The following is a 12499-nucleotide window of genomic DNA, read 5'->3' as shown; positions in this document are numbered from 1 at the left end:
CGTGCTCGCCCAGGCATCCCCCTGGCACGCCCACGCCGCCCAGCGCACCGCCGCCGGCCTCGCCGAACCCCTCTCCGTACCCGCCCGGATGGAATGGACCACGAGACCCTGCCAAGGTCCCGGAGCAGAGATCCTCGGCCCCGACCTGCGCGGCAAGCGACTCCTGGAACTCGGCTGCGGCCCCGGCCACAACGCCGCCCACCTCGCCACCCGCCACGGCGCCCACGTCACCGGCGTCGACCTGGTCGGCCTGCAGGTCCGCCGCGCCCGCTCCCACTACGGACGGCTGAACAACCTCACCTTCGTCGCCGGCCACGCCCTGCACTACCTGCACGCCTCCGACGAGCAGTTCGACGCGATCTACTCCGTCTTCGGCGCCGTCGGCCTCGTCGCCCCCGAGCTCCTGCTCCCGGCCATCGCACAGCACCTCACGCCCGGCCAAGTGCTCGCATTCTCTGTCCCACACCCGCAGCGCGGCGGCCGAAGCCCCTCCGGCGACGACCGGCCCCGCCGCGACCACGTCACCCTCCCCGACCGCACCCGGCTCCCCATCGCCCGCTGGGAGTTCTCCACGGACCGGTGGGAGAAGCACCTCAGCCAGGCGGGCTTCTGGCTCACCTCGGCACAGGAGTTCCACGACCCCCGCATGGGCCACTGGCCCACCACCCTGCTGATCCGCGCCCGCAAGCTCTGACCAGCCATTCGCCCTGGCTTCCCCGGGAGGAACCGATGCGCCCGCCCTACCTGCTCCTCGACATCGACGGCGTCCTCATACCCTTCCCCAACGCGGATGGCTCGACCCCGGCCACCCACGCCCGTCACGACGTCGCCCCTGCCGGCCGCAGCGCCGACAACCCGGTCACCGTCTGGCTCAACCCCAACCACGGCCGCCTTCTCATGGACGTGATCCGCACCGGCCTGGTCACCCCCGTCTGGTGCACCAGCTGGCGGCAGGACGCCACCACCCTCATCGGACCCCTCCTGGGCCTCCCGACGCTGCCGTACGTCGATCTCCCGCGTCCGCAGATCACCACCAGCCACCCCAACGGCTACCTGTGGAAGCGCGACCACGTCGACGCATGGCTCGGCGACGCCCCCACCGTCTGGATCGACGACGACTTCACCACCCTCGACCACGCCTGGGCGGCGGAGCGCACCGCCCGCGGAGCGGCGACCCTCGTCGTGCAGCCCGACCCACACCTCGGGCTTCAGCCCGAGCACCTAACCGAGGTCACGATGTGGGTCTCGCAGTTACCCACAGCCCGCGCCGTCTGACGGCTGATGCCCTCGTGGCTACGTAGGTCACATCCGAGAGCGGTTGTTGGGGCCGCTCAGGAACACTTCGTGATCGCTGTCTTCCGGGATGTCGGCGAGAAGTGGGAACACCCTTCATGGGAAGGAACGGTCGATACAGGGCCTGTCAGAGCCAGGTGGCACTCTGAGCTCGTGCTGATCGATGGATACGAGAACGACCCCCTCGTTGCAGCGGAGGAACTGCTGCTTCTGCCGGGGTTCTGGGCTGCATACCTGCTGTGGATGTGCCAGACCGAGGAGAACGACCCAGATCCACTGTGGTTCGGTGCTGACGAGGCCGACACCGACGCAGCGTACGAGGCGCTCACCGACGAGGAACGCTGGCCGGTCTTCCGCATCCCGTTCGCCGACAACCACAGTGTGGTCATCGTGGGTCGCAACTTCACCGAAGACCTGGGGACCGAGTATTTCGTCTCCCACCCCGAGTGGGATCGGCACGGCTACCTGGCCACCATCGACGGCCACCAAGCCGGCCCCGGACTGTCCTGGCGGGAGCTAACGCACATCGCCGGCACACCCGACCCCCAGGCTCCCGGGATCCACGCGCCACACGTCCGCCTGCTGCTCCTGCTTCCGGCTCTCGGCGACAGAAACCTGCCCACCGACGCGGCAACGTTGATCCACAACGCGCTCGCCCAGGTGGGAATCGGCGAAGACATGGCGCCCGTGCTGGCAGATGCCCTCCTGCGGGACCACCCCCTGTGGGAACCGGCTGAGTGGGCCCTGCCCTCCCTCTCCCCGCTTTCCGGCACCCAACAGCACTTTCCCGGCATCCTGCACTGCGACGAGACCAGCAGCCCACGGTGCGGAATCCGCCTCGCCCAAGGAATCACCCGCGAGCAGAGCGACCGGCTGGCCCGAGCACTCGGCACCTGGCCCACGCCATGACCGCATCGCTCCGAGCCGACCAGCGCAAGAGACAGCCAGAAGCAAGGACCCCCCGCATTTCCGAAACTCGGCAACACACTTTCTGCCGCCTACGGACCGTTCTCAGGGGTAACCAACAAACGCTGCTGACTCTCGGCGACAAAGCCATCCGCGCCGCCACGAGCAGCGAGGGCATCAGAGTGTTGCTCGAGCGTGAGCCGTCAGCGGCCTGTGGCACGTATCGGCGCCGCCGGTGCCGGAGTCGGCTGGAACACTGCGGTCGTGATCAACGAGATGACCCCAGACCTTCCTGATGGGCCCGCCGGCTCCCTGCCACCCAGAGCACAGGCAGAACTCGCCGGCACCGCCTGGGAGGAGCTGCCGCACGTCTGTACGGGCCGGCACGGTGTGCCTGACACGCCGGGCATCCTCGGCGCTGTGCTCGCCACCGACCCGGCCCGCCGGGTGCGGGCGGTGGGGGATCTGTATCGGCTGCTCCTCAATCGGGAGCAGGTGTTTCCGGCGACCGCTCCGGCGGCCTTGGTCCTGGCCTGTCTTCTCGACGATCCGCGCACCCTCGCCGAAGACCGGTGGGATCGCAGAGCTGGGCGGCGGTCGCTTCGCGCCGAACTGCTGAACTGGCTGGCTTCGTTCGCCGACATCGCCCGCCTGGACGTCGAGGACGGCGTCGGTACGGCGCAGAATCTAGCCGCCGCCCGAGCGGCAAGGCCAACACTCCACGACCGCATCGCGGACTTCTGCGACGTCGACGATCCGCTGGTGAAGGAGGCCGCGCTCGCGGCCACCGCCCTTCTCCTGACCGACCCCGCTCTCGCCTCGTCCGTACCCCGGTACGCGCCCGCCGTTCGCGAGGTCCTTGCCGTGAGCGCGGACTCGTACTACCGGTGGATCGCCCGGGAACGGCTGGCTGCCTGGGGTGAGGATGTCACCGGTCTCGTCACTACGGAGAAGGAGCGCCGCGCGGCCCTGGACCGGGCACACGTTCTGGCGGAAGACCCGTTCGGGGAGGGGCAGGAGCAGGCGATCCGCTGGCTGGAAGAGCAACCCGAGGACACCGCGGCTCCGGAACGACTCGGCCGCCGGCGTGAGGACCGGACCGCTCCCATACCGGCCGCCCCGCATGGGCCGGTACCCGAGCCGCCCGTGGCCGCCGCTGGAAGCGAGGCGGGGTACCGCGGCCCGTGGCGGATCGCCCGGGAGGAGGAGCGCGCCGAGTGGACGTTCACGCCGTACGTAGGAGTCGGCCCCCTGCACTTCGGGATGACCTTGGAGGAGATCACCCGCGTCCTCGGCGAAGGACCCGCTGTCTCGTCCTACTCCCACCACGGCGAAGACCAGCAGCTCAACTACGCCGACTTCACTGAGATCGGGATCAGGGCCCTCTTTCACGACGGCCGCCTGGGGTGCGTCGCCGCAGACGCCCTCACCGGCCCCCAGGTGAGACTGGACACAGCCCCGCTGACCGGCTGCTCGCCTTCCCCCGTGGAGGACTGGCTGGTCCACCGCACAACATGGCTTGGCAGCCTGGCGTACAGCGTCGCTGGCGATCCGGTCTTCGCCGACCTCGGCCTGGCGATCCGCTCCCAGCGGGCCGGCGACATCGTCCTGACACGCCCCCTCTTCCTGCTCCACGACTGGCTCGACCTGTGGCACGCACTGCCCAGCGAGGAGTGGAACTGCTCGTGAAGCGTTGTTCGCCGGTCGACCTCACCTGAGTGCGAGGCCGACCGGAGCGACATCTCGTCTACTCGAGCTATATCGGGGACGTAGACCACCGGCCGAGTGGGGAATCAACGTGAGCAGCTCTGCGCTGGCCGGGGTCAGCGGTGTCGACTGCGTTCTTCGGGCCTCGTAGCCACTGGTGTGGCCGGAGGGTGTGGCGTGGCGGGCCTGGCCGATGTGCCGCTGGTGGTGCTTCGGCTGCGAGCGGCTTGCGTCCGCCGGTTCGGCTGAGCGGTGATGCGCCAGTTGAGGACCTCGGCGGGGTGCTCGGCGCTGTCGAGTTCCCGTTGGGTGCCCAGCTCGGCCAGGAGGCGTCGGGGGTTGTGGCCGGCGGTTTCGGCGTGGGCGAGGGTGGTGGTCAGGGCGGTCCAAGTGGGGTCGGCGAGGATGCGGTCGGCGTGGTCGGGGAGGGCCTCGCGAACGTCCTGCTCGTAGCGGCGGGCGGTTGCGGCTCGTGGTGCGCGGCGGGCCAAGTCCGCCAGGACGGGTGGGGCGGCCTGCTGGTAGCCCGCCTGGAGGTGGCGGATGGCTTCTTCGGCCGCGGTGGCCTGCTGTTCGTGGCCGCGTTGCTCGTGCCACTGGGCGGCGGCGCGGGCCAGATGGACGGTGGCGAAGAGCAGGGCGATGGCGAGTCCGCCCGGCTGGTTGGAGGCGTAGGCGAGTTCCTTGGCGGCCTTGCGTAGGGCGGTGGCGGCTTGGTGGTCGGCGCGGGTTGCGGAGCGGCGGGCGCGGTTGAACGCCATCGCCGCTGCCCGTAGTTCCGCCCGGTGAGGGCCGGTCATGGCGCTGGCGATGTTGTACAGGGCATCGCCGAAGGCGGCCAGATGGCCCTGGGCGGCGGCATCGTCACCGGAGTCGAGGACGGTGCATGCCGCGTGTATGGCGGTAGTGGTGTGGCGCCATGCATCGGCGGGGTCCGCCACATACCGCGGGTGGTCGGCCACCTTCTGGTCGGGGAGGCGTTCGCGTAGGCGGTTGATGGAGAGATCGGGGGCGAGTTTCGAGCCGCCGTACCAGACGGGCTCGCCGGCCGCGTTGGTGTCGCCGGGGGCGGCGAGGCTGTAGCCGATCACGTCGCCGGTCTCGGGGCCGAGGCGCGTCTTGACCTTGATGCCGAGGGACTGGAGCACCGTGAAGTAGTCGGCTTCGGTTTGTACGGCGGCGGCGACCGCGTACGCCTGCTGGCGCAGCCAGTGCCGTGCCGTGACCGTCTGGCCCTGGCGCTCGGCCTTGGCGCGTTCGGCGCCGGTGGGGGTGCGGGGCGCGGTGAGGTCGCCGGACTTCAGGCGGCGCAGGCCGAACTCGGCTTCGATCTTGCGGCATTCGGCTTGGGCGCGCTGTCCGTCGTGGTGGGTGCGGGGGCGGCGTCCGTCGGCGCGGACGGTGGTGGCCATGAGGTGGATGTGGTCGTCGGCGTGGCGTACCGCGATCCACCGGCATGCCTTCTCGTCGCCTTCGGGGGCGATGCCGGTGGCGTGCACGATGCGGCGGGCGACCTCGGCCCACTCGGCGTCGGTGAGGTAGCGGTCGCCGGGCGCGGTACGGACCGGGCAGTGCCAGACGTGCTGGGGTGGTTTCTTGCCGCCCAGTTCGCGGGTGCGCAGGTCGACGTGGGTGTCGAGGCGCTTGGCGAGGTGGGTGTAGGTGGCCTCGGGGTTGCGGCCGGGGTCGGGGGCGCCGGCCATGTCCCAGGCGGCGACGATGTGAGGGTCGGTGTGTTCGTCGCGGCGGCCGGGGCCGAAGAGGTAGGCGATCAGTCCGCGGGTGTCGGAGCCGGTGGAGACGTCAGGAACCATGGACGGTGCCTTCCGTCAGGAGCTGGTCGATTAGTCGGTAGCTGCTCTCGGCGGCTTGCTCGACGCGGTCCAGCACCGCCTCGGCGCGCTCGGGCACTGTTCCTCGGTGGATGGCTGCGGTGATCTGGTTGAGGTTGCCGCCGATGTGGTTCAGCGCGACCGTGTGTGCCTCGACGGCCTCGATCAGCGGGCGGATGGGGTCGTCCTCCGGGCTGCCGACCAGCCCTGCCTTGCCCAGGGCAACGGCAAGTGCGGCGTCGCCGACGAATCCGGCGAACTTCTGGCCGCGCTGGTGGGCGGCGGCGCTGATCACGCGGACCGCGGTCCGGGTGAAGCGGATGGTCTTCTCCTGGTCGCGCTTCTCCACGGTGCGCTTGCGGTTCATCAGTGCGGGCAGGGCGGGGGCGTCGAGGTCCCGCCAGGAGGGCTGCTCGACGAGCGGCGGGATGTCGGTCGGCGGTTGCGTGCGAGGGGCGACGGAGTCGGGTGCGGGCGGGCAGCCGGTCTCGGCTGTGCCCTTTTCCGGCTCGGGCGCCCCCTGGCGCTCGGCCTTCTCCTCCGCCACCCCTGGGGCGGGGGCAAGCGCGGACGAAGCCTCGTTAGAGGCTCGTTCGCTCCAGCTTGCTGCTGATCGGCGGGTCAGGCCGAAGAATCCCTTGCGGCGGCGGGTGGGGGCGTTGTCGGTGCTCGTTTCGGGCATGGTGGTGCTCCGGTGGTGGTGTGGGGTGGGGCCTCGTCACGTCCGTTGCATCCGTCCCGTAGCTGGTCAGGACAGGTACGGAGGCGGTCGCAGGTACGGAGTGATCCGTATCGGCGAGGAACTCCGTCCCCGCGCTGACCTGCGCGGGGACGGATGCGACGGATGGATACGGACCTGGGGACGGTCAGCGGGTGCGTGCGGGACCGGTGCCGTTACGGGGCGGGCCGACAGGGAGGGTGCCTGCTGGCGGGGCCGGAGGCTTGCCCCATGTCGGGCGTACGGGCGGGACCTCCTGCACCGGGCTGGCAGCCGGTGGGACAGGGTCGGGGCAGTAGCGGGCCCAGGCGTCGAGGAACTGGTTGCGGGCGTACGCCTTGGCCTGCCTGCCGTTCTCGAAGCGGTGGTTGGCCGGGCTGATGCCGAAGTCGCGCAGCAGATTGGCCAGGTGGTAGGCGTTCAGCCCCTTCGTCCCGTACTCGGCCCACGGCGCCTCGGCGTCCTGGATGAGGGCGGCGAGCAGGTCCTGGCTGCGCAGCGCCTCCGTGTCGCCCTGTTGCTCGAACACGCGGCGGATGTCCCGCAGCAGCCGCGTCTTCAGCGTCGTCTGCTCGTCCTGGACCACTTCGCTGCGGGTCATCGCCAGGCAGGCCGCACGGGCCTGAGCGGGCCAGTGGCCGCCGGCCAGGTCGGCGACGATGACCAGCGGCTCCCAGGTGTCGGCGGCCCGGTCTTCGACCGGCATCTGCGGAACCAAGCCCTCTGCGGTGCTCCGCAGCGGGGCCAGCCAGGCGGTCAGCCGGTCGCGCAGCGCGTTCAGTTCCGGGACGGAATACCGCGAGCGGAACGGGGCTATACGCTCACCCGGCTTGCGCTTCTGCATGCGGAGCACGACCGCCCGGTCCATGATCGTGTCCGGCAGGTCGCCGATGCCCGCCAGCGCGGCCATGGCGAAGGTCGGGAACGCGGTCGCCTTGTGCTCCGGGCCGGAGATCCGCCAGGCGGGCCGGTTGCGCTGGTGCCCCGCGTTCAGCAGGCCACGGAGGTCCTCCTTGTCGCCGGCTTTGGGGCCAAAGATGGTGTCGGCCTCGTCCACCAGCAGCGTCGGCGGGTCCTCGCCAATGACGCGGAAGACCACCGCCGGCGAGGTGTTCACCGTCATCATCGGCTTGTGCACGGTCTCGTGGAGCACGTCCAGGACGCGGGACTTGCCGCATCCCTTCGTCGGTCCCACCACCGCCAGGCGAGGCGCGTGCTGGAGGGCGGGCTGGATGTGGGAGGCCGCCACCCACAGGGTGACCGCGGTCAGGGCCTCCTCGCTCGGCAGCACGACGTACCGTCCGATCGCGGCGCGCAGCTCGTCCAGTACGGCGGTCCCGTCCTGGTCCCGGTCCGCCGTGAGGCCAGCGCGCTTGCGGTCCCCAGTTTCCGGTCCGGGTTCGGCAACCGTCCCCGCAGCACCGTGGTCCACCGGGACCGGCGGTCCGGGTTCGCCGTCCGACTGACCGGAATTCTCCGTCCGGTCCTCGGCTTCCGGACCGGGGCGATGGTCCGGGTTCCCGGTCCGGCCCGGTAGGCCGTTGAGCTGCGTGTTCTCCGTCGGTCCGGGTTCCTGGTCCGGGTTGACCGGATCTCCGGTCCGGGTTTCGGTCGCGGGCCGGTCCGGTCCCGGACCGACCGGACCAGCGGCACGGTCCGGCCGGTCGCCGGTCCCCGGAGAGACAGGCCGGCCGTCCGCTCGGTCCGGGTTGAGCCACGGGATGCCCTGGCCGGGGACCGCAGCGGCAGGCCAGATGACCTTGTGGGATGTGTTCGAGGTGGAGGGGGACGTAGAGTCCTCCATCGACGTTCCTCTCAGGTGAGCGACGGGACGGGCAAGGTCCCGCCTCTCACCGGTTCGTTCAGGGATGGGCGACGTGCAGGGGAATCTCCGGCCCTCGGCGTTGGCGCGCCGGGGGCCGTTGCTGTGTCCGGGGCTGCCGGCGGCTCACGAGGCCAGGCCCCACTCGTCTCGGCCGTCGATCAGGGTGCGCTCGTAGCGCAGCAGCTCGGCCTCGGGGTAGAGCACCCGCTTGCCGATCTTGATGCCGCGCGGCCCCTTCTGGATGTGGCGCCAGTAGCGGACGGTGCTCTCGGCTGCGCGGTAGCGCTCGGCGACCTCGGCGGTGGTCAGGTATCGCATGCATTCCCATTCGGCTAGGTTGCGATTCGATCTGCATAAAGTTCTACCCCAGGATCGGCGTTTACCCAAATCGGGAAGCCTATGTTTCAATTGGGATAGCGACGGTGACGATGGAGGTTCGATGGCAGGCGACAGGCCCGAGGGCGGCGAAGTGCCGCTGCTCTACAGCGAGGGGAACGTGGCCGCGCGCGTGGCCCTGGAGCGCGAGGTCAGAGGGTGGAGCACGACCGAGCTGGCGGACCGGGTCACCAGAGCCGGCGTCAAGATGAACCAGACGGCGGTCTGGCGCATCGAGAACGGCACCCCCCGCCGGCGCATCAACCTCGACGAGGCCCTCGCCTTCGCCCGCGTCTTCGAGCTCCCCCTCGAAGAGCTGATGTCCCCGCCCCTGGAGGGGCTCGACATCGACAGTCGGCGCCTCGTTCAGGAGGCCGTCGAGGCGTTCTACGAGGCCCGAGACGCGCGCGACCGCCTCCATCACGCCGTGGTCGCCATCGCCGGCCACATCAAGGCCCACCCCGACAGCTCGCGGGCGATCCACGAGCAGTGCCTCCGCCTCATGGGCGACGAGCGCGACGCTCGCACGCTCAGCAACGACATCGCGGACGGCGGCCACTACTGACAACCGACACGGAGGAGAGGCCACTTGGCCAACATCCAGAAGCGCCCCAACGGCAAATGGCGTGCTCGCTACCGCGACCTCGACGGCAAGGAGCACGCCCGCCACTTCGACCGCAAGATCGACGCCCAACGGTGGATCGACGAGGTCACGGCCAGCCTGGTCACCGGCCAGTACGTCGACCCCCGATCGGCGAAGAAGCCCTTCAAGGAGTACGCGGAGGAATGGCGTGCCATCCAGCCGCACCGGCCTTCCACGGCCAAGGCGGTGGCCCAGCACCTGCGCTGCTACGTCTACCCGGCCTGGGAGAAGCGGGCACTCGGCGCCATCAAGCCCGGCGACGTACAGAGCTGGGTCACCAGCCTGACCACCACGCACGGGCTGGCCGCCAGCACCTCACGGACGGTCTTCAACACGGTCAACGCCGTCTTCCGGGCAGCCGTCCGTGACCGGATGATCCCCCACAACCCGTGCGCCGAGGCGAAACTGCCCTCGGTACCCCGGAAGAAGATCGTGCCCTTGGCCGTCGAGCAGGTACGGACTCTGTCCGAGAAGATACCCGCCCGATACAAGGGCCTCGTGCTGCTCGGCGCGGCCACCGGGCTCCGCCCCGGCGAGCTCTTCGGCCTCCAGGTCCGTCACCTCGACCTGCTGCACGCAACCGTCTCGGTCGAGCAGCAGATCCAGCAGACCGCCAAGCACGGTGTGTACGTCTGCCCGCCCAAGACCGCTCGCTCGCACCGCACGGTCCCGCTCCCCCGCATGGCGGTGGATGCGATGAAGGCCCACCTGCGGGACTTCCCCGCCGATGGGCCCGAGGGCTGGATCTTCACGGCGCCGCAAGGCGGACCCGTGGTCTACACGCACTTCATGGACGGGTCCTGGCGGCCCGCCTGCACGAAGGCCGGCATAGCGAAGGGCACCGGACCCCACGCCCTGCGGCACCACTACGCCAGCCTGCTGATCAAGCACGGCGAGTCCGTGAAGACGGTCTCCGAGCGCCTCGGCCACACCAACGCGGCCATGACGCTGAACATCTACACCCACCTGTGGCCCGACTCCGAGGAGCGGACCCGGGCCGCGGTCGACAAGGCGTACGCGGACCAGTCCGCCGATGCCAAGCAACAGATCGACGAAGCGGCGTAGCCGCTACCCCTGCGCGCTGACCGAAGTCAGCTCGCTGCGGACTCTGTGCGGACCGCAAAGGCCGCCCAACCCGCTCCGTCGCAGGTCAGACGGCCTTTCGCCGAACGTATTAGACGTTGAAGCGGAACTCCACGACGTCGCCGTCCTGCATGACGTACTCCTTGCCCTCCATGCGGGCCTTGCCGGCGGCGCGGGCGTCGGCGACCGAGCCCGTGTCGACGAGGTCGGCGAAGGAGATGACCTCGGCCTTGATGAAGCCCTTCTGGAAGTCGGTGTGGATGACACCGGCCGCCTCGGGGGCCGTCGCGCCCTGCTTGATCGTCCAGGCGCGGGATTCCTTCGGGCCGGCCGTCAGGTAGGTCTGGAGGCCGAGGGTGGCGAAGCCGACGCGGGCGAGGGTGGCGAGGCCGGGCTCCTCGGCGCCGACGGACTGGAGGAGCTCCATGGCGTCCTCCTCGTCGAGCTCGGCGAGGTCCGCCTCCAGCTTGGCGTTGAGGAAGATCGCCTCGGCCGGGGCGACCAGGGCGCTCTGCTCGGCCTTGAAGGCCTCGTCCGTCAGCTCGTCCTCGTCCACGTTGAAGACGTACAGGAACGGCTTCGTGGTGAGGAGGTGGAGGTCGTGCAGGAGCTCCGCCTTCTCCGAGCCCTGGACGATGCCCTGCGAGAAGAGGGTGTCGCCCTTCTCCAGGATCGCCTGGGCGGCCTCGACGGCGGCGACCTTGGGCGCCGTGTCCTTCTTGATCCGCATCTCCTTCTGGAGGCGCGGCAGGACCTTCTCGATCGTCTGGAGGTCCGCGAGGATCAGCTCCGTGTTGATCGTCTCGATGTCGTCCTTCGGCGAGACCTTGCCGTCGACGTGGACGACGTTCTCGTCCTTGAAGGCACGGATGACCTGGCAGATCGCGTCCGACTCGCGGATGTTCGCGAGGAACTTGTTGCCCAGGCCCTCGCCCTCGCTCGCGCCGCGCACGATGCCCGCGATGTCGACGAAGTCGACCGTCGCCGGGAGGATGCGCTGGGAGCCGAAGATCTCCGCGAGCTTGGTCAGACGGGGGTCGGGGACACCGACGACGCCGACGTTGGGCTCGATCGTGGCGAACGGGTAGTTGGCCGCCAGCACGTCGTTCTTGGTCAGGGCGTTGAACAGGGTCGACTTGCCGACATTCGGCAGACCGACGATTCCGATCGTGAGCGACACGGTGGCGACTTCCTGAAGGTGTGGATGGTGGGCCGATCCCCCAGTTTACGGGCGGGCCGAACCGGCCAGCGACGCCGACCTTCGGTCGATCTCGGGAGCAAGGTCACCCAAAGGGCGTGTCCCGGACCCGGTTCCCGCCCCCTTCCGGCCTACGTTGGTCGGGTGGAGCAGCACAGGACAAGTCAGCCGCAAGGCCGCCGAAGGCCGCAGACCCCCGCCACGCCGCCGGTCGCACCGCCCGGCGCGCTCGTGGAGGGCGCGGCCGTCTACCGCGTGACCGGCAGGTCCGGGCGCGCCCCCGGTCGCGCCCGCGTGGAGCGGGCCGGGGCGGTGGCCGCCCCCGGGGCCCCTGCCGGTCGCCCCTCCGGGCGGCCCGCCGGGCGCCGACCCGTGCCGCCCGTCGTCCTCGCCCTGCGCCGGCTCCCCTCGCCCCGCCTCACCGGACTCGGCGCCGGGCTCTTCGCCTCCGCCGTCATGCTCGCCCTCGGCCTGCTCGACCAGCTGCTCCTCGACGGCTCCCCCGTCGTCTACGGTCTGCTGTTCCTGCCGGTCAGCGCCCTGACCGCGCTCTGGGTCCGCACCGCCGACCTCGTCACCGCCCCGATCGGCGTCCCCATCGCCTTCGCCGTCGGCGTCGTCCCCGTCGCGGGCGGCACGGGCGGCTTCGGCGGCCAGGCCATGGCCGTCGTGACCGCCCTCGCCGTGCACGCCGGGTGGCTGTACGGCGGCACCCTCGTCGCCGGCCTCATCGCGAGCGTCCGCAAGATGCGGGACATGGGGCGCCGGCATCAGCGCAACGCGCCCCGTCCGGGGGCGGGCGAGGGCTCGGGCGGGCGGGCACCCGCCGCAGGACGCCGGCCCGTCGTGTAAGCCGGATCCCGTAGCCAGGATCTTGGATACGGGATCCTGGATCCCGTATCTCGGATCTCGGATCTCG

The 12499-nt window shown here is 70.5% G+C and carries 12 protein-coding genes; 7 read left to right on the top strand and 5 right to left on the bottom strand.

Translation table 11 applies throughout. The features are described 5' to 3' along the window. Position 1 precedes the first annotated feature (1 nt). The 4 genes from CCN56_RS02000 to CCN56_RS01985 all read left to right on the top strand — a co-directional run bounded on the left by CCN56_RS02000 (position 2) and on the right by CCN56_RS01985 (position 3888). On the top strand, positions 2-694 hold the full coding sequence (locus CCN56_RS02000; protein ID WP_086822669.1) for a class I SAM-dependent methyltransferase: 693 nt from the start codon (positions 2-4) through the stop codon (positions 692-694). A gap of 35 nt (positions 695-729) precedes the next feature. Then, positions 730-1275 (top strand): HAD domain-containing protein, encoded by a 546-nt coding sequence (locus CCN56_RS01995; protein ID WP_086822667.1) that lies wholly within the window; start codon positions 730-732, stop codon positions 1273-1275. A gap of 171 nt (positions 1276-1446) precedes the next feature. Then, a complete protein-coding gene (locus tag CCN56_RS01990; protein WP_086822701.1) occupies positions 1447-2202 on the top strand; it encodes a hypothetical protein in 756 nt (251 codons plus the stop codon). Positions 2203-2463: 261 nt separating this feature from the next. Next, entirely contained in the window at positions 2464-3888 is a 1425-nt protein-coding gene (locus CCN56_RS01985) for a hypothetical protein (RefSeq protein ID WP_086822666.1), read from the top strand. Between the two features lie 134 nt (positions 3889-4022). On the opposite strand, the gene CCN56_RS01980 is transcribed toward CCN56_RS01985, so the two are convergent. From CCN56_RS01980 to CCN56_RS01965, 4 genes are all read right to left on the bottom strand, one after another. Then, positions 4023-5720, bottom strand: coding sequence for a relaxase/mobilization nuclease domain-containing protein (locus CCN56_RS01980; protein WP_086822663.1), 1698 nt, complete (start codon positions 5718-5720; stop codon positions 4023-4025). Then, the gene (locus CCN56_RS01975) at positions 5710-6285 is read right to left on the bottom strand and encodes a hypothetical protein (protein WP_086822660.1); all 576 of its coding nucleotides are present in this window, start codon (positions 6283-6285) and stop codon (positions 5710-5712) included. The genes CCN56_RS01980 and CCN56_RS01975 overlap by 11 nt, the downstream gene beginning before the upstream one ends. 319 nt (positions 6286-6604) lie before the next feature. Beyond that, complete coding sequence (locus tag CCN56_RS01970; protein WP_086822698.1) at positions 6605-7888, bottom strand: DUF3631 domain-containing protein; 1284 nt, start codon at positions 7886-7888, stop codon at positions 6605-6607. A gap of 516 nt (positions 7889-8404) precedes the next feature. Further along, on the bottom strand, positions 8405-8599 hold the full coding sequence (locus tag CCN56_RS01965) for an AlpA family transcriptional regulator (RefSeq protein WP_086822657.1): 195 nt from the start codon (positions 8597-8599) through the stop codon (positions 8405-8407). Between the two features lie 121 nt (positions 8600-8720). Here CCN56_RS01965 and CCN56_RS01960 point away from each other — a divergent pair, with 121 nt between their 5' ends. Together CCN56_RS01960 and CCN56_RS01955 are read left to right on the top strand one after the other, a co-directional pair. After that, on the top strand, positions 8721-9221 hold the full coding sequence (locus tag CCN56_RS01960; RefSeq protein ID WP_086822654.1) for a helix-turn-helix transcriptional regulator: 501 nt from the start codon (positions 8721-8723) through the stop codon (positions 9219-9221). A gap of 24 nt (positions 9222-9245) precedes the next feature. Next, the gene (locus CCN56_RS01955; RefSeq protein ID WP_086822652.1) at positions 9246-10364 is read left to right on the top strand and encodes a site-specific integrase; all 1119 of its coding nucleotides are present in this window, start codon (positions 9246-9248) and stop codon (positions 10362-10364) included. A gap of 109 nt (positions 10365-10473) precedes the next feature. Here CCN56_RS01955 and ychF read toward each other — a convergent pair whose 3' ends face one another. Continuing rightward, complete coding sequence (gene ychF / locus CCN56_RS01950; protein ID WP_086822649.1) at positions 10474-11562, bottom strand: redox-regulated ATPase YchF; 1089 nt, start codon at positions 11560-11562, stop codon at positions 10474-10476. A gap of 162 nt (positions 11563-11724) precedes the next feature. Here ychF and CCN56_RS01945 point away from each other — a divergent pair, with 162 nt between their 5' ends. Continuing rightward, positions 11725-12432, top strand: a complete 708-nt coding sequence (locus CCN56_RS01945) for a DUF6542 domain-containing protein (protein WP_107484078.1) — start codon at positions 11725-11727, stop codon at positions 12430-12432. The last annotated feature ends 67 nt before the right edge of the window (positions 12433-12499 follow it).

This window comes from Streptomyces sp. NRRL B-24572, from assembly GCF_002156145.1.
GTDB classification, from domain to species: domain Bacteria; phylum Actinomycetota; class Actinomycetes; order Streptomycetales; family Streptomycetaceae; genus Streptomyces; species Streptomyces vietnamensis.
This window is presented reverse-complemented; position numbering and strand designations above follow the sequence as displayed.